Source organism: Staphylococcus sp. HMSC13A10, assembly GCF_001808005.1.
Taxonomy (GTDB): Bacteria; Bacillota; Bacilli; order Staphylococcales; family Staphylococcaceae; genus Staphylococcus; species Staphylococcus pasteuri.
Map to the genome: position 1 here is coordinate 42,242 of NZ_KV791856.1, position 21,387 is coordinate 63,628.

Sequence of the window (21,387 nt, forward strand, 5' to 3'; positions counted from 1 at the left end):
AGCCGATAGCTCTACCACTGAGCTACTGCGGATTAATTAAATTTTATTGATATCTCTATCAAGCACAAATATTATTATATCAATATTGTACAAATTTTCAAGAGATAACTTAAAAAAATATGCGGAACATTTACACTAAATTAATATAACGTTCCAGATATTATAAACTTCAACATATTTTTATTTGTCTACAAATAGGGAATAACGTGAAAGTGCTTCAAAGATATTTAAAGAGGATTTTTCATAATCAATAGGTTTATCGGGGTCATTTGATTTCATGCGGGATTGTTTATCAACCATGTAATAAAAGATAATTGCATTGGTGTATTGATGCCATAAACTGTGAAATGATATGTTCAAAATAATCGTTTCATTATTAGCAAATGTGATTTTACATTTACGATGTTTTAATTCTTTAATTGATTCAACATAATGCATGTTAATCCATAAATTTTCTTCTTGCCTGTCAGAATGTGTTGGGAAAAAATAAGTAGGAAAAATGGGTGTTAATAAAATCGGGGGTTTACTAGAAATACCTGTAATACGATTAGTTTCTGCTTTTTTACTTAAATAATTATTACCGTAAAATTTGCATGATCTTTCAATAATCTTTTGAACCTTAAATGGACTCTGAATAATTGACTTATCATACCTTAATATTTCAGAACCATTTTGCTGATTATTTTCATCATAGTTAGGTCTGATAACCATATCTCCCTTTCTAATAACGTAAATACTCTGAGTTGTCATAGGGAAAACCTCACTTTATTTAGTTTTATTATTACCCTTAATTTTTTGAGTAATAATACATTTTTTATTTTATAACAAAATTGTGTAAAGTCAAGTTCTCCTTTCGGTGTAATAATATACATATTTCTTGATAAAAAGTCAGAAAATTCATTGATTTCAAAATTCAAAATATGTATAATATTTATATAATAAATACAATTGAAAGGTCGAGATCTTTATGAATCATAATACTCATGTGAAGCATACGACACTAGAACAATTTGTAACTACTGTTAATGATTTAGGCGTTGAACTTGTCATTGACGAAGCACTTAGAGAAGTAAGAAAAAAAGAACTGAGAACTTTAATCGATGAAGCATTAGTCAATAAAGACGAAAATGCATTCAACGAGTACATGGTAGAATATAAAAATTTGGAGGCATTACTCAGTGAATAATTTAGATTCGAGTCATTCAAAATAAGGTCTATTCCCTACTTAATTGAGCTAGAGAATAGACCTTTTAATTTATATTAATTAAGACATTAATCTTAATATTTCATTTCTATCTATATCACCAAAATAATGATATAAATCGTAATTTGCTAAAGCTTCTTCCAAGTGATTAAAGTCATGTAAACAACCTTCCAATGCATGTTCTAATTCGGTAATATCCCCTTCCCCAAAGAAATCACCAAATATTTTAGCGTGTTCTATTTTTCCTTTTTTTACATCCAATTTAATTTGAATGAAACCTCTATCAAATTTCTCTTCACGTTCAAAATTATATTTAGGATTTTTACCATAATTCCAATCCCATGTGCGGTATTTCTCATTACTGAGTTTTTCGATATTTTTCCAGTCTTCATCTGTTAGAATATATTCTTCAACTTGTTGTTCACCAAATATCGTTTTCAATATAATTTGTTTAAATTGATCAATATTAATTGGCTCATTTAAAAATTCTTCAATGTTTGCAACACGTTTACGTACTGACTTAATACCTTTAGATTTAATTTTTGCTGGATTTACTTTTAATGCATTTTGAACTTCATCTAACTCACTATTTAACATCAAAGTACCATGACTAAACATTCTATCTTTCACTTTAACCATTGCATTACCAGAAATTTTTGCAGCTCCCACTTGAATATCATTACGGCCTGTCATTTCCGCATTGACGCCAAGTGATTGTAAAGCCTGCACAATAGGCTCTGTAAACTTTTTAAAGTTATGGAAACTATTACCGTCATCATCAGTGATAAAACTAAAATTCAAATTACCAGTATCATGGTAAACTGCACCACCACCAGAAATTCTTCGTACTACGTCAATTCCTTTTTCATCAACGTATGTTTTATTAACTTCTTCAATGGTATTTTGATTTTTACCTACGATTATTGATGGGCGATTAACATAAAATAAAAAATAGCTTTCTTCAGCTGGAAGGTTTTTTAAGACATATTCTTCCATAGCTAAATTCAATGTTGGATCAGTTATATTATTGTTACTTATAAATTTCATATAAAACTCTCCTTAATAGATTCTATATATGCCCTTACTTTATTTATGCCTTATTTACATTTAAAATTCCAATTATTTACTCAATAATGACAAATTTTTCATAATTTATGAATTAAATTGTAGGGTTTTTAGTGTTATTAGTTTATTTGTAGCGTAATTTTTAGTACAATATAGTCTAGCTATGAATTAAGGGAGGACTCGAAATGACTGTTGCAGAAGTAGGTAATATCGTAGAATTTTATGATGGTTTAAGAGGCCGTGTAGAAAAAATAAATGACAACTCAGTTATCGTTGACTTAACTATTATGGAAAACTTCAATTCACTTGATTTACCTGAAAAAACGGTTATTAACCATAAACGTTATAAAATTGTTGAACAAGAAGGTTAATTGAAATGAAAAAAGTTTCGAAAGCTTTGCTATGGTTTATAATTAGTTTCATAGTTTTTCATGCTATTTTACTTATCATGTGGGGCGAGCATCAAGAATACTGGTATTTATATACAGGAATTATGCTTATTGCTGGTATTAGTTATGTGTTTTATCAAAGAGATATCAAATCAAAGCGTTTATTAACCTCTATAGGCATTGGTATTATAGCCAGTATTATTTTAATTATTATTCAATTGGTTTTATCACTGATAACATCTGATTTAACCTATGCTTCATTGATTCGAGAATTAACTAAAACAGGCGTTCATTGGAAATGGCAAATGCTAATTACATTATTATTTGTTATACCATGTCATGAATTATATATGCGTACTGTTTTACAAAGTGAGTTAGATAAATACAATTTGCCTAACTGGTTATCTATTTTAATCACTGCAATTTGTTCAAGCTCTCTATTTATATATTTAGATAATTGGTCGATAGTGATATTTATTTTTATAACTCAATTATTATTATCAATCAGTTACGAATATTCTAGACGTATTGCTACAACATCAATTGCACAAATTGTTGCTATCATTTTATTATTAATTTTTCATGGATAGATTCTGATTTTATTTTTCAGAAATATTAAAACATAACATATTATAAAAGAGCTTCAAATCGGTTATAGTAACTCGATTTGGAGCTCTTTTATAATAAATAAAGTAATTTTCATTTTTACAACGTTATTATAAGTGAGAGGGTAAATATTAAAAATGTTATTTAAACACCTCAAAGTTTTGTTCTAAATTAATCTTATATTTTGAATCAGCTAAATTTTTAGCAATTAACATGCTCATAGTTTCTTCACTAGTATGATGAATCGTTGCATCTTTTAAATACGATTGATAGTTTCTGAAACAATAATCAGTCATTACTATTCTATATAAATTATTTGGATTAATATTATCCAACGTGACACGATTAAAAGGTTCTTTAGTCATATCTACTTTATAATCAAATCCCTGCCACAATGTGCATAGTGTTTCGTCAATAAGCGTAGATTTTAGTGTATCCGCTTCAAACTCAATATATGAATAAGAAAATTCTAATATATCTTTAATACATTGACCTTTTATTGTTAAATCTACAGGTTTATCTGGATATGGATAAGCCTCATAAATTTGACGATTAGATATAATACCATGCAGCCCTTCTTCGCCATTCTTAGGTACGTGAACGCAACTAATTGGGTAATCATAAGCTAATCTAATACTATCATGTAATAATTGAGCAAATGGATGTGGTTGACCTACTAACTCAGCTAAATCTTTAACAGGTAAATTAACATGTTCATCATTTATAACTTCATTTGCCCAATGTTCAACTGCTTTTCTATCATAATACGTTACTTTAAGTAGATCTTCATCTTCGTCATAATCATTTAAATCAATGACCTCTGGCGATATTTCTTCCACTTCATATGTATTCGTTCTTTTTTTAAATTTAATTTTCACATGAACAAGTTCTTCGGCATCTTGTCCGGCTTGAACGTAGACTGTATCATGGTCTTGTCCTACAAGTGTTTGATGTTGGTGTGCAGTTATAATTAAATCAATCACACCAATTTCTTTCATCAATATTTCAGCTTGGTTAACGTTATCTTCATTTTTCTTTTCTGAATTACTAAATTTATCTAATCCACCGTGATATATTACAATTAAAAAGTCAGGTTCTTCTATTTCATGAATATATCTAATCCATCTTTTAGCTGACAGTATTGTTTTTTCAATACTAACGTCTTGTTCCATTTCTGCATATTCATTTTTCATAAGTCCATCTGCAGTTAGTCCAACGATAGCTATTTTCAAATTATCAAAATTTTGAATTGAGTATGGTGTTGAAAAGTATGGTTCTTTAGTTTTGATATATTCTATATTAGCTGATAACCACGGAAATCTTGCTAAAGCAACTGAACGTGTTAAAAACGATAATCCAAATTTAAATTCATTTGGGCTAATACCACTTGCATTATATTGCATTGCATTCATTAATTTTATCATTGGATGACGTTTATATGGCGCAACAATTGCATAATAAAATGCCGCTAGTGAGCCGGCTAAACTACCACCGCTATCCAATAAAATAACTCTTTGATTATTCTCTCTTACTTTATTAACAAATGTTCCAGCACGATAGATATTTGATCCATAATCCCCATTTAAAAAATGACTATGCATATCCGAAGTTACGATTACATCTACGTTTATATTTTCGTTTCTCTCCATCTTAAAACACCTCTCATTATGCATAGTTTAACATGTAATCATATCTTTACGATAACACTTTTACTATACCTATAATTTTTAATTAAAAAAAGACACTCCAAGTAAAAATAGCTTTTAATACTTGAAATGCCTTTAATATAGAATTTAACCAATTTGAATACGTTCTTTAGGATAATGATATTTTTTAGGTTCTTTTCGTCCCCCTATCATTATGATAAAGGAGATTAACCCTACACGTCCGATAAACATTAATATCATCAAAATAATTTTAGTTAAATTACTAATATCATCTGTAACACCTAATGTGAGTCCACACGTACCAAATGCTGACATCACTTCAAAGAACACTTGTAAGAAAGTTAGTTTACCTTGTTCTGCTGCGGATATAATTATCATACTCGTGAATGTTAAAATTGAAGCCATTGTAAACACCATAAATGAACGTTGAATATCCATTATATGAATTTCACGGTTAAACACTTTGATGGATGTTTTATCTGCCGAATTACTAAAATTAATAACAAATAGTATTAAAATAGCAAATGTAGTAGTACGTATACCACCACCTACCGAACTAGGAGATGACCCGATAAACATTAATAAACTCATAATAATATTTGTGGGGTCGCTAAATTGTGAAACGTCTATAGTTTGCAATCCTGCACTTCTCGTTGTAGCAGATTGAAACAGAGAGTAAAACAATGACTGGTGCCAACTCATGCCTTTAAATGCATGATTATGTTCTAAAAGAAATATTATTATCACACCAAATACAAATAAAAATAAATATGTTGAAGTAGTAATTTTCGTAAATAATGAGAATCTAAAGTTAGTTACTCTATTTTTTATATATGCTTTAACTTCAAGTAATACTGGGAATCCTATCGAACCTAAAACTATTAAAAACATTACTATCGTTTGTACAAAATAATCTTTTGCATAAGGCACTAACGAATCACCAGTAATATCAAGACCACCGTTTGTTGTTGCAGAAATAGAAACAAATATTCCTTGCATAATAGCATATTTTAAATCTGGATTGTCTCTGTAAAAATAAAATGCAAGCAATATTGCGCCGATAAATTCAATAACGATTATTGTTCTAACTATTTCAAGTATCAGCTTAACTGTTCCACTCATTGTATCTTTATTATTATCAAGCATAATGAGTTGACGTTCACGAATACCTATGTGCTTACCTAAAACAACCCACAACAAGGTTCCAATAGCCATAACACCAATTCCACCAATATTTAAAATTACTAATATAATGATTTGACCAAAAGTTGAATAAGTATCAACAATACTGATTGGTGTTAATCCAGTCACACTTATGCCTGATACAGCCACAAAAAGTGTATCTATTGGATTTACGTCAACGCCAGACTTATGCACATATGGTAAATTCAATAATAAAAATGCGACGATTATAGCTGCTAAATAATAAAGTACTATCCCTTGTTGAGGACTGGACCTTTTTAATAGTTGACCAAAAATCGACATTCATTTCACCTCAACATCATTTTAATTTAATATCTATACTTTTCTCTTTACCGTTTCGATATATTTTAGCTTTTAATGTATCTTTATCTTCCCTATGACTAAAAATAATTTGTCTATAACGTAAATTGTCTTCTAATCTTTTACCATCTAATTCTACTATTACATCGTCTTTTTTCAACCCTGATTTATCTCCAAGTGAATTAGGTTTAACTTCACCTATTAAAACGCCATTTTTAATTTGATCAGGTAAATTGATGGATTGACGTTCACTATTGTCTATATCAGCAATATTTTTAATTTTAATACCAGTATTAGGATATTCAATTTTACCATCTTTTTCTAACTGTCTAGCCACTTTTTGAGCTTCATTAATAGGAATAGCAAATCCCATTCCTTCAACGTTATCCATATCTATTTTAAGCGATACAATACCTATAAGTTTACCATCTCTATCAACTACTGCACCACCTGAATTCCCTGGATTTACGGGCGCATTAATTTGAAATGCTTTCATTAATACATCATAGCTATCGTCTTTATCTATATCTACTGGTACATGTCTATTCAAACCAGAAATGATACCATCTGATACACTCTCTTTAAAATCTACACCTAAAGGATTACCTACTACTAATATAGGCTCTCCCAAAACTAAATGATTGGAATCTCCAGTTTTAATTGCTTTAACGGACTTATCTACACTTTTGGCTTTTACAACTGCAATATCAGACCATTTATCAGTTCCAACAACCTTACCTTCAACTGATTTATTATTTCCAAATGTAATTTTTTGTTTATCCTTATCACCCACTACGTGAGCGTTAGTCATAATAAAAAGAGAGTCGCCCACTTTTTTGTAGACGACACCTGAACCAATTTCATTATCTGCTTTAGATGTGTTATTAGGAACCGAAGTATCTTTTACTTCTTCATTTTCCACAGTAACAACAGATTTAACTGAACTATTGGCACTTTTCATTGTATCTGTATAATGTTTATTCGTTGGTGATAAAGCACTATCATTGGTGTGATCGTTTTTATTAACGTTAGTAAAAATAGCGTTAAGGATAATTATTAATAAAATAATACCAATAATAATAGCAATTTTAGGCCAATGTTCAATAAAGAATGATTTAATTATATCAATATAATCTTTATTCTTATTATTAGATTTATTTTCTGATGAAGATGCGCTCATATGTTTAGCTTTATTGTTGTGATCTTTATCGCGTTCTTTTTCATTTTGATGATGACTTCTCTCTTTACTTTCTGTTAAACCACTATTTTTAGCTGAACGTGTTTCGTTGTCATTTGTAGCATTTTCTTTTTCATTCTTTGATTTATGCTTACTATTAGATTCTATGTTATTTTCACTAGAATCTTTATCAGTATCTATTTTATTTTTTGACTTATTTTCATCCAAATTATTAAACTCTGAGCTAGTATTTATACTTTTATCAGTATTAATACCATTTTCGTCAGTTTGTTTTAAATCGTTCGTGTTATCTTTTGATTGATTTTTGGATCGCTTTAATTGATGTTCTTCAGGTAACGTTAAATTTGATTCATTATGTGATGATGAGTCTTGGTCGTTGTCCATTTTATTACTAGATTGTGAAGCGATATTTTGTTGTTGTTGAATTTCATCTTTAGTCAATTTTTCTATTCTTGCTTTTCTTAAATTGTCTTTGACTCTTTCTTCATTAACTTTAGATTGATATTCGTCTTTTTTTGCTTGAATTCTTTCTTCTTCCTTTTGTTGTTCTACTCTAGCTTCTCGTTCTTCATTATGGAAGAATTCACGACGTTCTCGTCGATAGTTTTTACGAGGGATGACTTGTTTTTTATTTTTATCCACTAGATAGTTCACTCCTATCATTTCACTCAATTATCTTTATTATGACATACTCAAATAATAATGAGGTAATATTTTCTAGAAAAGATTGTATATTCCTAAGAAAAAGTCCTATGTATACGTAAATTTTAATATTTTATAATTAAAACTGCAATGTTGTATAGTAACAAAAAAGACTTCGTTCTAATTTGAACGAAGTCAATTAATACTATTTCTTTTTCTTTTTATTATTCACTACTGATGTTAACCAACCGATAACAACAAGTAAAATAAGTACTGCCCAGAAGATTGATTGCCATAAAACAGTATGTGGGAATTCTTCAGGTAATATACCAACATCTTCATGTGCTAACACGAGTACTACTAATTTAATACCTACCCAGCCTACAATCGCAAATGCTGCGCCTTCTAAACCAGGATATTTGTTTAATAGTTCAACGAACCATGTAGCAGCAAAACGCATTAAAATAACACCAATCATTCCGCCAAGGAACATTACTGCAAATTGACCTAAATCCATACCTCCGAAATCAATATCAATTTCAGGTAAGGTAACTGCTATTGCTAATGCAGCTAACATTGAGTCAATTGCAAATGCGATATCTGCAAATTCAACTTTAAATACTGTAGCCCAAAATTCTTTCGGTCCAACAGCTTTCTCTTGGCCTTCTTCATCAAAATGATGGTCATCATTTTCATGTTTTTGATGGTCTTCTTCAGTCTTATGGAAGAAATCCCATAAGTTTTTAATAGACATGTAAATTAAGTAGATCGCACCAATTGCTTGAATAAACCAAAAATTAGCTATAATACTTATTAAGAATAATGCTATAAATCTAAATACAAATGCACCTAATAAACCATAAAATAATGCTTTTTTTCTTTGTTTAGGTGGCAAATGTTTTACCATAACCGCCATTACGATGGCATTATCAGCAGCTAGTAAACCCTCTAAAAATACTAGTACAATTAGAACCCATCCATAGGATAATAACATACTCGGTTCAAATTCCATTGTGGACAACTCCTTTGATTTAAATTACAAATAAAGAGACCTATGCTAAAAAATAGCAAAGGTCTCACTTAGCAAATATTATTGCCCACTTTACCGGAAGATAAGACTTCGTAATGACGATAAAGTGTAAAATCACTTAATTGTTAAAGTGACCATCAAGTTACTCCCCTCTGACATAAATGTCATAGGTATTTATTTGTGAATATGGTTATTATACAGACATATGTGCATAATGACAATTTATTTTTTTATAAAATTGTAATAACATACTGTTTAATACCCAAACCACTCAATATCAAACATCTTAAAGTAAACTATATAATTTAATTTCTGGGAATTTTTCTTCAAACCAATGTGTTGCAAATTCATTTTCAAATAAGAATACTTTATTATCATAACGATCATTTACAAGTATAGAACGAGATGTATTCATATTATCTTTAATATCATCTTCATTTTCTATCCATCTAGCAATTTTACGTCCTACTTGTTCCATGACAACATCTACATTGTATTCATTTTTCATACGATGTTCGAATACCTCGAATTGTAACTGACCAACAGCACCTAAAATAATTTGATTAGTGTGTAACGTTTTATAGTATTGAATGGCACCTTCTTGAACAAGTTGTTCTATACCTTTATGAAAATGCTTTTGTTTCATTACATTTTTAGCAGAAACTTTCATAAATATTTCTGGAGTAAACTGTGGTAAATCTTGGAAACTGAATTTTTGCTTACCGCCTACTAACGTATCTCCAATTTGGTAATTACCTGTGTCGTATAACCCAATAATATCTCCAGCTACAGCATGGTTAACAGTTTCTTTATCGTCTGCCATAAATGAAGTTGAACGTGTAATTTTTTGTTTCTTACTAGTACGTTGTAATGTAACATCCATACCACGTTCAAATGCACCACTAACAACTCTCATAAATGCAATTCTATCTCGGTGTTTAGGATCCATATTAGCTTGTATTTTAAAGATAAATCCAGAAAAGTCAGTATCAAATGGACTCACTTCGATTTCTTCTTTAGTCTGTCTTGCATTAGGCATTGGTGCATGATCAACGTATGCATTTAAGAAGTTTTGAACACCAAAGTTAGCTAAAGCAGAACCGAAAAATACTGGAGTCAATTCACCATTTAATAATGCATCATTATCAAAATCTTCCCCTGCTCCTTCTACTAACATTAACTCCTCGATAGCTTGTTCAAATGCACTATCATTTTTAATGGCATGATCTTCTTCTAATTCATAATCATCATTTAGATGTAAAATATTTTCTTCATCTCTAAAAGGTTCAATTGATTTACTTTTTCTATCGATAATACCGAAAAAGTTTTGTCCCATTCCTACAGGCCAATTCATTGGATAAGTATCAATATTTAACGTTTCTTCAATTTCTTCTAATAAGTCAAATGGTTCTTTACCCACACGGTCTAATTTATTAATGAAAGTAAAAATAGGTATACCTCTCATTTTACAAACTTTAAACAATTTAAGTGTTTGTGGTTCGATACCTTTTGCACAGTCGATAACCATTACAGCACTATCGACAGCCATTAATGTACGATACGTATCCTCTGAAAAGTCTTCGTGTCCAGGTGTATCTAATATATTAATTTTATAATCATCATAATCAAACTGCATGACTGAACTTGTTACTGAGATACCACGCTCTTGTTCAACTTTCATCCAGTCACTTGTAGCGAATTTCCCAGATTTTTTACCTTTAACTGTACCCGCTTCACGAATGGCTCCACTGAAATATAATAGTTTTTCAGTTAATGTTGTTTTACCAGCATCGGGATGGGAAATAATAGCAAAGGTCTTTCTTGACTCTACTTCTTCCTTTAAATTCATTAATCATTCTCCTTTAGTATTGTTTCAATCCAACTTGTTACTTTATTAGCAAGATTTTCTGCTTCATTTTCATCATTAAATGTAAAAAATTGCATTAATAATGTTTCATTAATTTCTTCTATACTTAAGTCATTTGAAATTTCAACTGACCAAAATTGATCAGGTATTGCTATCAATAGTGTTTGATTTAATTTTTGAAAATATACATAAAATTTGTTCGAATCATCTGTATATTCCCTAATCTTCAACTGGTCCACCACCAAATTTTTTATATGCTGCTTCTAGACCTATTAAATCATCTCGATGAGGAACTTTGATATGTCCCGGCATAATTTGGTAAGGTTCTCTACCTTTAGATGCGAGAACAACAGTATCACCTGGTTCAGCGATGTCAATTGCATGTTTAATTCCTTCTGCTCTATCCTCAAATTCTACATAATTTGAATGTGTAGCGCCTTTAGCTAATTCAGCTGTAAGCATTTTCGGATCATCATTAGCGGGATTGTCAGGCGTAAAAATAACATAATCTGCACGACAAGCGACACTACCCATTTCAGGAGTTTTTGTCATATCTCGCTCTCCGGCCATACCCACTAAAAATATTAATTTTTGTTTAACAAATGGTTTAACTGCATCAATTAACTTATTCATTCCATCTGCTGTATGTGCATAATCGATGATTAAATCAATTGGCAAACTAGGATCCAGTACTTCTAAACGTCCCTCAACTGGTTCAAGTGATTTAACTGCCTTAATAATTTCTTCAAATGAAATTCCTTTACTCCAAACCGCAATTATTGCTGCCATAATATTCGATATATTGAATTTGCCGACATATGGACTTTCAACATGATAACTTCCGAATGGCGTTTCAAATTCAAATTTCACGCCTTGCAATGATTCATTAATATTTGTCGCCATGAACTGTGCTTCATTATCAATACCATATGTAAATATTTCATAAGGTGTCACAGAAGCAAGATATTCTGAAAAAGAGTCATCGTTATTTATAACGGCGTATTTTTCTTTTGCTAAGTCTTCACCTAACTGACTAAATAACAATGATTTAGCATGTCCATATGCTTCCATTGTTCCATGAAAATCTAAATGGTCTTGCGTTAAATTGGAGAATATAGCAACATCAAATTCAACACCTCTTAAACGACCAAGTGATAAACCATGACTTGATACTTCTAATGTCATAGCTTCAGCACCTTCATCAGCAGCTACTTTAATTTTTTTAGTTAAAGATACTGTCTCAGGAGTTGTATTTGCGCCTTTCGTTTTCTTTTCATTAATCTGGAAACCATTTGTACCTAAATAAGCACTATTTTTATTTAGTTTTCTATATATTAGATGAATCATTGTAGCAATAGATGTCTTACCATTTGTACCTGTTACCCCATATGTAACTAGTTGATGGCTTGGAAAGTTAAATAACGTATGTGCTAATAGACTCGCTACTCTCAATGTATCTGGCACAATGACTTGTGTTACTTCACCATTTAATTCTTGTTCTCTATTAACTACAATTATTTTACATCCTTGATCAACTACATTTTGACAAAATTTATGACTATCTACTGTATAACCTTTTGATGCGACAAAAATACTGCCTTCTTTAGCTGTTCTTGAATCAGTAGTAATATCTTCTACTTTTCTTTCTAATGTTCCAATTACTTGTTTTACTCGAATTTTTTCGAACAATACACTCGCATTCAAAATGAATCGCTCCTTTTTTTACAATAAGTCTATTATACACGTTTTAATGGTTATGATAAATTTATTCTTCATATTTAAATGTAATCATTGTTATCGACTTTTTTATAGTAATACTCTCTACAAAAATTAACATTATTCTATTATATATGTAGTAAATTGGTTGATTATACGATTTTAATCGCCATTTCTTTCAAAAAATTTTCAACAATTAAATGTAAATTAAAAGCTCATTTATTAATCTAACATTAAAAATGGTTAAAAATACTGTTAGCTTAGGAAATTAATGATACTTATTAATTGAATCATGCTAACATAAAGTATAGATAAACATTTTATTTGATGTAATTATGAAGAAAATACTTCATCATTATTAAGTAATTTCGAATTTTATTTTAAGATAGTTATGGTATAATGCATAAATACAAATTTTACATCTACATATAAAGTATTACTTGTAGTTTAATCACAAGAAAATTGCTTCAAGTCAATGGTAATGAAATTAACGGAAATCGTGATATTCCTTTTATAATGTATTAAAATACGTTACACTTATTATAAATTTTAAAAATTAACGGAGGGTGGCTTTTAATGGTTACTCAAAATAAAAAAATATTGATTATTACTGGTTCTTTCGGTAACGGTCATATGCAAGTTACTCAAAGTATCGTAAACCAATTAAATGAAATGAATTTGGACCATTTAAGTGTTATTCAACACGACTTATTTATGGAAGCACATCCGATTTTAACTTCTATATGTAAAAAATGGTATATCAATAGTTTTAAATATTTTAGAAACATGTATAAAAACTTTTATTATAGCCGCCCTGATCAACTAGATAAATGTTTTTATAAGTATTATGGTCTAAATAAATTAATAAATATACTGATTAATGAGAAACCAGATTTAATTTTGTTAACATTCCCAACACCAGTAATGTCTGTATTAACAGAACAATTCAATATTAATATTCCAATTGCGACGGTAATGACTGATTATCGAATGCAAAAAAATTGGATTACACCAAAATCAGAACGTTATTATGTTGCTACTGAAACAACTAAAGAAGATTTCATGGAAGTAGGCGTTCCTGCCTCTAACATTAAAGTCACTGGAATCCCTATTTCTAGTAAATTTGAAGAATATATTGATCAAAGAGCGTGGTTGAGTAAACATCATTTAGATCCAGATAGACCAACTATCTTAATGTCTGCAGGCGCATTTGGAGTTTCAAAAGGTTTTGACCAAATGATTAATGAAATCTTAGAGAAAAGTAAACATTCACAAGTTGTTATGATTTGTGGACGCAGTAAAGAATTAAAACGTTCATTACAAGCTAAATTTAAAAATAATCCTGATGTTTTAATATTAGGATTTACTAAACATATGAATGAATGGATGGCATCAAGCCAATTAATGATTACTAAACCAGGCGGAATAACTATTTCAGAAGGATATACTCGCTGTATTCCAATGGTATTTTTAAATCCTGCTCCTGGTCAAGAATTAGAAAATGCGCATTATTTTGAAAAAATGAATATGGGTAAAATTGCTAATACGCCAGAAGAAGCTATTGATATCGTTACGCAGATTACAAATGATGAAACTTTATTAAATAAAATGACTTCTAATATGAAAGAATCTAGAATTGAATATTCTACTTTGAAATTATGTAAAGACTTATTAGAATTATTAGGCCACTCTTCACAACCTGAAGAGATATATGGAAAGGTACCTTTATATGCCAGATTCCTCGTTAAATAATTATTCTAATAATAAAAACTTTATTATTATGTTAGTCATTTTATTTTTAATGGAATTTGCTAGAGGTATGTATATTTTAAGTTATATTAATTACTTACCTACTGTTACATCAATTGCAGTTGCAGTGACATCACTTGCTTTTTCTATTCATTTTATTGCAGATGCTGCGACAAATTTTGTTATTGGCTTTTTATTAAAAAAATTCGGTGCTAGATTAGTGCTAACATCAGGCTTTTTAATGGCATTTCTAAGTTTATTCTTAGTCATCTGGTTTCCGTCATCATCAATTATCATCATTATTAGTGCAATTATGCTCGGTATTGCTGTTAGCCCCATATGGGTGATTATGTTATCAAGTGTTCAAGAAGATAAACGAGGCAAACAAATGGGCTATGTTTATTTTGCTTGGTTATTAGGTTTATTAGTAGGTTGGGTAGTCATGAATTTTCTAATTAAAATTCATCCCCTACATTTTGTATTTATGATGTCGCTAGTAGTTTTAATTGCTTGGGTTTTATACTACTTTGTCAATATAAGACTCACAAACTACAATACTAAACCTGTAAAAGAACAATTATTCCAAATTGTTGATGTAACTAAACGACATATGATTTTATTCCCAGGCATCTTATTACAAGGTGCAGCTATTTCAGCACTAGTCCCTATATTACCTACATACGCAACTAAAATCGTACATGTATCAACTGTTGAATATACACTAGCAATTATGATTGGTGGCATAGGTTGTGCTTTTTCTATGTTATTCCTTTCAAAAATTATAGATAAAAACAGCAAAGGCTTTATGTATAGTATTATATTTGGCGGTTTCATTTTATATACATTAATGATATTTGGATTATCTTTAATCACAAATATTTATATTGTATGGGGTACCGCTTTATTTATTGGATTAATGTATGGTATTTTACTTCCAGCTTGGAATACATTCATGGCAGGCCATATTAATCCTAAAGAACAAGAAGAAACTTGGGGCGTTTTTAATAGTGTACAAGGTTTCGGTTCTATGATTGGTCCATTATTAGGCGGTTTAATTACTCAATTCACAAATAACTTAAATAATACATTTTATTTTTCTGCATTTATTTTCTTAGTTTTAGCCTTATTTTACGGTTATTACTTTATAAATCGAAAACATGCAAAATAACAGAAAATGGAGTGAGATAGACATCTATTATAAAATAGATACCACTATCTCACTCCATTTTGTTTATGTTTTAACTATTAATAATTATTGGTTTTCAAAATCTAATTAATTTAATTTAAATGTATCGATAACGTTCCATTTGTCATCTTCTGAATGATATTGAAGTAACGATAATTCATCAATTACCTCTTTATGATCTACCCCTGCTAATTCTACTTGACCATAAATATCTTCAAATTCTTGACTTGAAAGACCTTGTGCAATTGTAAAATGAGGTACAAATTGATGTTCAGCCTTACCATAAAAATCATCTGTATCAAATCGATTAAAAATTTCTTCAAGTTCGTCGTTTTTAGCAACTTTAAAGTAAATAACATTATTTACTGGTTTGAAACTTGATGCTTTAGTAGCATGGATATCGATTGATGAGATACCTTTAATTCGAGTTTCAATTTCTTTTTTAACTGAATCTAAATCCGCATCATTAACTTCAAATTGAGATTTCACAGTAATATGTGGCATAATTTGTGCGTAATGAGTGTCATAACGCTTACGATATGCATTTACCTCTTCTTGAAATGACTTTGATGGGATTAACGCTAATCCTAAAATCATTTGAATTCCTCCTTTGTTTAACCTATTTCCATTATAGCAAAATTCCATGAAAACCGTTACTTTAAACTTAAAAATATTTTTTCTATTTTAAACTATATTCTTCAAAATTTTTATACGATGTAAAGTTGATTATGATTTTTTAAACAGTATTATTTCAAATTATATCTTTAAAAAACATACCTATTTTTATACTCATTCATTAAGTTAGTCCGGAATTTCTTCATTTAAAAAGTATTTTAGTATATCGCCTAACATTGGTTTCCATGATTTCCAGTTATGGCCGCCATCGAATTCTTGGTACTCATACTTCACATGGTATTGTTTAATAAGTTGATTTAATTCTCGGTTTGGCGTTAAGAAATTCGCACGTTTCCCATTGGTTGGCAAGGTAAAATCTTCTTCTTCTAAACCAATAGCATGCCAAATTGAAAGTTGTTCTTTTGTTTCACAATCAATCAATTTCTCTTTAATGATATCGTCATATTGTGGACTAAGCATAGCTACTTGGCTAAATATAGTTGGATACGTTAATGAAGTAAGTAAAGCTATACTTCCAGCCAAACTATCACCCATTAATAATCGTGCATTACCTACTTTGTAAGTAGGGAAAGTAGCATCAATAAATGGTAATAACTCTTTGCCGATTGCTTTAACAGTTAAATGTGATCGACTACCTTGTGGGTGAAATTCTTCACGTCGTTTTTCAACACTCTCGTAATGAAATCCTACAATAATAGCTCGTTGTATTTCCTGATCTTTACGCAATCTTTCATATTCTCTTTGAATTCTTCCAAATCTTAAAAAATCTAATCCATCAAAACAAATAATCACTTGATGTTTAAATAAATCTGTATAATCTTCAGGTAAATAAATCGATATCGTAACTTCTCTTTCTAAAATATCGCTATAAAATTGATGTTTATTGATTTTACCTGGTTTAAATTCAGACATGTTAAAACGCCCCCTAGTAGTATTAATAACATTGTACCAAGAGACGTTATATTTTTAAATTATGTAGATTTTAAAGTTTTTAATAAATTAAGAAATTCAGTTGTTAATTGTAATTTTAATTCTTTAATAAACAACTATTTTCCGTAAATAAATTCATTAACGTTATATATATAACATCCTGTTTTATTTACTTACTTTTTTCAATCTTTCAGGATAGGTTTTCAACCAAAAGATAGCATTAGGTAGTTTTTTCGCATCAGGTTTATATAATGCATGATAACCTGAACCTAAACGTGACTTCTGTACTTCATAATCTTTTAATGCTTCTATAGATGGTTTATGTAGTATCCATATCGCTATAATGTTTAACCACGCCATAAGACCTGCCCCTAAATCACCTAAAGCCCAAGCAACATCTGCAGTTTTAATACCACCATATAATGTTGCAATAATGATTCCTAATCTTATGAGAATAAATGCAATATTGGTTGTATGATTGTTTTGCTTTCTAGTTATATAAGCTACATTTGTTTCAGCAATATAGTAATAAGCTATTATTGTCGTAAAAGCAAAGAAGAATAACGCAATTGCTACAAAATAAGAACCTATTCCAGAAAAATGAGTATCAAAATGGTAACTACTACCATGAAATGCTTTATCTATACCTGCTTGTACATACATAGCTGTACCTGAATAATCTTTACTACCATCTGCATTTTCTACAAATACACCACCATTTTTTATTAAATGTGGTGTGCCATTAGCATTATTTTGACCATCTGTAACGTTATATGTACCTGAAAGCAAAATAATTAACGCTGTCGCTGTACATACAAATAAAGTATCCACATAAACTGAAAATGATTGAACTAATCCTTGTTTTGCTGGATGAGATACTTCTGCAGCTGAAGCTGGATGCGGTCCAGTACCTTGCCCCGCTTCATTAGAAAACAGTCCTCTTTTAACTCCAATTTCAATCATAGCGCCTACAATTCCACCAAATGCTGATTGTAATCCAAAAGCAGATTTGAATATTTCAGCTAATAATGCTGGAACAGCTTGAATGTTAATCACAATAATGATGATTGCCATCAAAATATAAATTACAGCCATAAATGGTACGACAGCAGTAGCTACATTAGCAATTGAACGTAATCCACCAAAAATGATTAACGCTAAAATAATTACGACGATCACAGCAACTACCCAATTAGGTATATTGAAAGCGTTATTCATAGAACTTGTGATTGCATTTGCTTGTACACCAGGCAATAATAATCCGGCAGATATAATCGTAACTATTGCAAATGCTAATCCGTAAATCTTACCCAACTTACCACCGATACCATATTCGATATAATATGCTGGACCACCACGATATTCACCGTTAACTTCACGTTTAAAGATCTGTCCTAATGTTGATTCAATAAATGCACTACTAGCTCCTAAAAAGGCACTCATCCACATCCAAAATACTGCACCAGGACCTCCAATAAAGATTGCTGTTGATACACCAACTATATTACCAGTACCAACACGCCCCGCTAATGACATGGCTATAGCTTGAAAACTAGAAATACCACTAGGTGATTTTTCTCCCTGAAACATTAAACGAATCATTTCTTTAAAATGTCTTACTTGGAAAAAGCGCATCATTAAACTAAAAAATATACCCGTAAATAATAATCCATATACTAATGGTTTACTCCAAACCAGTTCATTTAAAAATGCAACGATATTTTCAATCATCGTATACCTCCCTAATCAATAGATTAAAAAAATTATACGATGTATATTTACACTTATCAATATATTTTTAGAATTTTATATAAAATGTATTATATTATTATCTATTTGTGCGCTTTATTTAAACGATATGGCTCTTTTGTAGTATTGAATTTTGAGATATACTATATAAGACTATCAAAAAATGAAAAATTTCAGGAGGACTATCATATATGTTAAATAAAGTTTGGTTCCGAACTGGCATAGCTTTAATTATGTTGTTCATACTCATCAAACTATTTATGCAAGTGCATGAAGTATTTACCCCTATTGTTACCATTATTGGATCTGTTTTCCTTCCATTTATTATTAGTGGTTTCTTATTTTATATATGTTTACCATTTCAAAATTTATTAGAAAAATGGGGATTTCCAAGATGGGCTAGTATTGTAACTATATTTGTCGTGTTAATAGCAATAATTGCTATAGTTGTAGCCTTTATTGCACCAATCTTAATTTCAAATATGAATAATTTGATTAAACAAACACCAGCATTACAAAGAGAAACTGAGCGTCTGGTTAATTTCGCACTAACTCAAATTGATAAATTACCAAATGATGTCACTCACCGTATTAATAATATGGTTAAATCAATGGGTGATGGCGTAACAGATGTCTTATCAAACTCACTTTCATATATCACATCATTAATTTCTACTATTTTCTTATTGATTATGGTACCGTTCTTCCTTATTTATATGTTAAAAGATCACGAAAAATTCATTCCAGCAGTTGGTAAATTTTTCAAAGGAGAACGTAAAGTATTTGTAGTAGATTTATTGAAAGATTTAAACTACACGTTGAAGTCATATATCCAAGGACAAGTAACAGTTAGTGTTATTTTAGGTATTATCTTATATATTGGTTATACAATTATTGGATTACCTTATACACCATTATTAGTATTATTTGCTGGTGTAGCTAATTTAATACCATTCTTAGGTCCATGGCTTTCATTCACGCCAGCAGCTATTTTAGGTATTATCGATGGTCCGACGACTTTTGTTTGGGTGTGTGTTATCACTTTAATTGCACAACAATTAGAAGGAAATGTCATTACACCAAATGTTATGGGTAAATCACTAAGCATGCATCCATTAACAATCATTGTGGTTATTTTAGCAGCTGGAGATTTAGGTGGTTTTACACTAATATTAATCGCTGTACCTTTATATGCAGTATTAAAAACAATAATTAGCAATATCTTTAAATATCGTCAACGAATTATCGATAAAGCGAATAGTAACGTTAAAGATTAGATATTCTTTCACATAACATAAAATTATAACTAAAAAAGCTGTGAAGATGCCTATAGCCTTCTTCACAGTTTTTTATTGTTTTCCAATACTTCTTCAACTAATCACATAAAACAAAAACCAAGTGGGTCGTAAAGACATCTCACTTGGTCATTTGATTTATTTTGTAGCTTTCGTTTTAAAATTCCTAGCTTTATTATTTAATTGCGTGGTATCCACCATCAACATGGATGTTTTCACCTGTAACACCGCTAGAAAAATCACTTAATAAGTAAGCCGCTGTTTTACCTACTTCTTCTTGGTCAACGTTACGTTTTAATGGTGCACGTTCTTCAATTTCTTTAAGAATTGTGTTAAATCCACCTACACCTTTAGCACTTAAAGTACGAATAGGACCAGCTGAGATTGCATTTACACGGATGTTATCTTCACCTAAGTCTAGTGCTAAATATTTAACATTTGCTTCTAAACTTGCTTTAGCTACGCCCATAACATTATAGTTTTGTACAGCAAATTCTCCACCTAAATAAGTTGTAGCAACAATGCTTCCACCTTCAGGCATTAATTTTTTAGCTTCATTTGCAACAATAGTTAGTGAATATGAACTAATATCTTGCGCTAATAAGAAACCTTCTCTTGATGTTTCAGAGAAACGTCCTCTTAAATCTTCCATGTTGGCAAAAGCAATTGAATGATAAACGCCATCAATATTGCCTACATCTTCACCGATTTTAGCAAAGCCATTAACAACATCTTCATCACTTTGAACATCGATTTGATATAAACGTTGTTCTGATTGATTAAGTTGATCTAATAATTTTTCTAATTCTTTACGGCTACGATCTTTACGATATGTAAATATTAATTTAGCACCTAGTTGATCTAGTACTTTGGCAACGCCAAAACCAATACTACGTTTATTGGCAATTCCCATAATGACATAAGTTTTATTTTCAAGATTTAACATGCAAATAAC

At 30.1% G+C, this 21,387-nt stretch carries 19 protein-coding genes, 1 tRNA gene and 1 riboswitch (1 of these 21 running past the window's edge); of the genes, 6 read left to right on the forward strand and 14 right to left on the reverse strand.

The genetic code is table 11. The features are described from left to right. Positions 1 to 32: transfer RNA gene (locus tag HMPREF3125_RS04665), tRNA-OTHER, on the reverse strand (it extends 60 nt beyond the left edge of the window). Positions 33 to 180: 148 nt separating this feature from the next. After that, positions 181 to 750, reverse strand: a complete 570-nt coding sequence (locus HMPREF3125_RS04670) for a competence protein ComK (protein WP_017637366.1) — start codon at positions 748 to 750, stop codon at positions 181 to 183. 217 nt (positions 751 to 967) lie between these two features. Between HMPREF3125_RS04670 and HMPREF3125_RS04675 the strand changes: the two genes are divergently transcribed. Beyond that, positions 968 to 1,186: an IDEAL domain-containing protein gene (locus tag HMPREF3125_RS04675; protein WP_017637367.1), complete on the forward strand. Its 219-nt coding sequence runs from the start codon at positions 968 to 970 to the stop codon at positions 1,184 to 1,186. A 78-nt stretch (positions 1,187 to 1,264) separates the two neighbouring features. Here HMPREF3125_RS04675 and HMPREF3125_RS04680 read toward each other — a convergent pair whose 3' ends face one another. Then, positions 1,265 to 2,251, reverse strand: a complete 987-nt coding sequence (locus tag HMPREF3125_RS04680) for a lipoate--protein ligase (RefSeq protein WP_070452240.1) — start codon at positions 2,249 to 2,251, stop codon at positions 1,265 to 1,267. 203 nt (positions 2,252 to 2,454) lie between these two features. On the opposite strand from HMPREF3125_RS04680, the gene HMPREF3125_RS04685 reads away from it, so the two are divergent. Both HMPREF3125_RS04685 and HMPREF3125_RS04690 read left to right on the forward strand, forming a co-directional pair. Further along, positions 2,455 to 2,640, forward strand: a complete 186-nt coding sequence (locus tag HMPREF3125_RS04685; RefSeq protein WP_002450747.1) for a YkvS family protein — start codon at positions 2,455 to 2,457, stop codon at positions 2,638 to 2,640. A gap of 5 nt (positions 2,641 to 2,645) precedes the next feature. Continuing rightward, the gene (locus HMPREF3125_RS04690) at positions 2,646 to 3,248 is read left to right on the forward strand and encodes a CPBP family glutamic-type intramembrane protease (protein ID WP_017637369.1); all 603 of its coding nucleotides are present in this window, start codon (positions 2,646 to 2,648) and stop codon (positions 3,246 to 3,248) included. A 156-nt stretch (positions 3,249 to 3,404) separates the two neighbouring features. Here the strand turns inward: HMPREF3125_RS04690 and HMPREF3125_RS04695 are convergent, their stop codons facing one another. From HMPREF3125_RS04695 to HMPREF3125_RS04725, 7 genes are all read right to left on the reverse strand, one after another. Then, on the reverse strand, positions 3,405 to 4,913 hold the full coding sequence (locus HMPREF3125_RS04695; protein WP_017637370.1) for a bifunctional metallophosphatase/5'-nucleotidase: 1,509 nt from the start codon (positions 4,911 to 4,913) through the stop codon (positions 3,405 to 3,407). A 144-nt stretch (positions 4,914 to 5,057) separates the two neighbouring features. Continuing rightward, complete coding sequence (locus tag HMPREF3125_RS04700; RefSeq protein ID WP_017637371.1) at positions 5,058 to 6,416, reverse strand: TrkH family potassium uptake protein; 1,359 nt, start codon at positions 6,414 to 6,416, stop codon at positions 5,058 to 5,060. A gap of 16 nt (positions 6,417 to 6,432) precedes the next feature. Next, positions 6,433 to 8,274 (reverse strand): S1C family serine protease, encoded by a 1,842-nt coding sequence (locus tag HMPREF3125_RS04705; RefSeq protein WP_070452242.1) that lies wholly within the window; start codon positions 8,272 to 8,274, stop codon positions 6,433 to 6,435. Positions 8,275 to 8,479: 205 nt separating this feature from the next. Next, positions 8,480 to 9,286, reverse strand: a complete 807-nt coding sequence (locus HMPREF3125_RS04710) for a TerC family protein (RefSeq protein ID WP_046466527.1) — start codon at positions 9,284 to 9,286, stop codon at positions 8,480 to 8,482. Positions 9,287 to 9,356: 70 nt separating this feature from the next. After that, positions 9,357 to 9,467, reverse strand: a riboswitch (yybP-ykoY riboswitch). 123 nt (positions 9,468 to 9,590) lie between these two features. Beyond that, positions 9,591 to 11,153: a peptide chain release factor 3 gene (locus HMPREF3125_RS04715; RefSeq protein WP_070452246.1), complete on the reverse strand. Its 1,563-nt coding sequence runs from the start codon at positions 11,151 to 11,153 to the stop codon at positions 9,591 to 9,593. Continuing rightward, the gene (locus tag HMPREF3125_RS04720) at positions 11,153 to 11,410 is read right to left on the reverse strand and encodes a YueH family protein (RefSeq protein WP_231577495.1); all 258 of its coding nucleotides are present in this window, start codon (positions 11,408 to 11,410) and stop codon (positions 11,153 to 11,155) included. The genes HMPREF3125_RS04715 and HMPREF3125_RS04720 overlap by 1 nt, the downstream gene beginning before the upstream one ends. Then, complete coding sequence (locus tag HMPREF3125_RS04725; protein WP_070452249.1) at positions 11,391 to 12,875, reverse strand: UDP-N-acetylmuramoyl-L-alanyl-D-glutamate--L-lysine ligase; 1,485 nt, start codon at positions 12,873 to 12,875, stop codon at positions 11,391 to 11,393. Before HMPREF3125_RS04725 ends, HMPREF3125_RS04720 begins: the two co-directional genes overlap by 20 nt. Positions 12,876 to 13,463: 588 nt before the next feature. Between HMPREF3125_RS04725 and HMPREF3125_RS04730 the strand changes: the two genes are divergently transcribed. Both HMPREF3125_RS04730 and ltaA read left to right on the forward strand, forming a co-directional pair. Further along, the gene (locus HMPREF3125_RS04730; RefSeq protein WP_017637377.1) at positions 13,464 to 14,639 is read left to right on the forward strand and encodes a diglucosyl diacylglycerol synthase; all 1,176 of its coding nucleotides are present in this window, start codon (positions 13,464 to 13,466) and stop codon (positions 14,637 to 14,639) included. Next, positions 14,617 to 15,804, forward strand: a complete 1,188-nt coding sequence (gene ltaA, locus HMPREF3125_RS04735; RefSeq protein ID WP_070452252.1) for a lipoteichoic acid biosynthesis MFS flippase LtaA — start codon at positions 14,617 to 14,619, stop codon at positions 15,802 to 15,804. The genes HMPREF3125_RS04730 and ltaA overlap by 23 nt, the downstream gene beginning before the upstream one ends. Positions 15,805 to 15,909: 105 nt before the next feature. On the opposite strand, the gene HMPREF3125_RS04740 is transcribed toward ltaA, so the two are convergent. The 3 genes from HMPREF3125_RS04740 to HMPREF3125_RS04750 all read right to left on the reverse strand — a co-directional run bounded on the left by HMPREF3125_RS04740 (position 15,910) and on the right by HMPREF3125_RS04750 (position 19,119). Beyond that, complete coding sequence (locus tag HMPREF3125_RS04740; protein ID WP_017637379.1) at positions 15,910 to 16,419, reverse strand: YjcG family protein; 510 nt, start codon at positions 16,417 to 16,419, stop codon at positions 15,910 to 15,912. A 204-nt stretch (positions 16,420 to 16,623) separates the two neighbouring features. Beyond that, entirely contained in the window at positions 16,624 to 17,370 is a 747-nt protein-coding gene (locus HMPREF3125_RS04745) for an esterase family protein (protein WP_029055560.1), read from the reverse strand. Positions 17,371 to 17,553: 183 nt separating this feature from the next. After that, a complete protein-coding gene (locus HMPREF3125_RS04750; RefSeq protein ID WP_070452255.1) occupies positions 17,554 to 19,119 on the reverse strand; it encodes an alanine/glycine:cation symporter family protein in 1,566 nt (521 codons plus the stop codon). A 209-nt stretch (positions 19,120 to 19,328) separates the two neighbouring features. On the opposite strand from HMPREF3125_RS04750, the gene cozEa reads away from it, so the two are divergent. Beyond that, positions 19,329 to 20,414 carry a lipoteichoic acid biosynthesis protein CozEa gene (gene cozEa, locus HMPREF3125_RS04755; protein WP_017637382.1) on the forward strand — a complete coding sequence of 362 codons (1,086 nt, stop codon included), beginning with the start codon at positions 19,329 to 19,331 and terminating at the stop codon, positions 20,412 to 20,414. 193 nt (positions 20,415 to 20,607) lie between these two features. Here the strand turns inward: cozEa and fabI are convergent, their stop codons facing one another. Further along, positions 20,608 to 21,378, reverse strand: a complete 771-nt coding sequence (fabI, locus tag HMPREF3125_RS04760; RefSeq protein ID WP_070452258.1) for an enoyl-ACP reductase FabI — start codon at positions 21,376 to 21,378, stop codon at positions 20,608 to 20,610. Positions 21,379 to 21,387 lie beyond the last annotated feature (9 nt).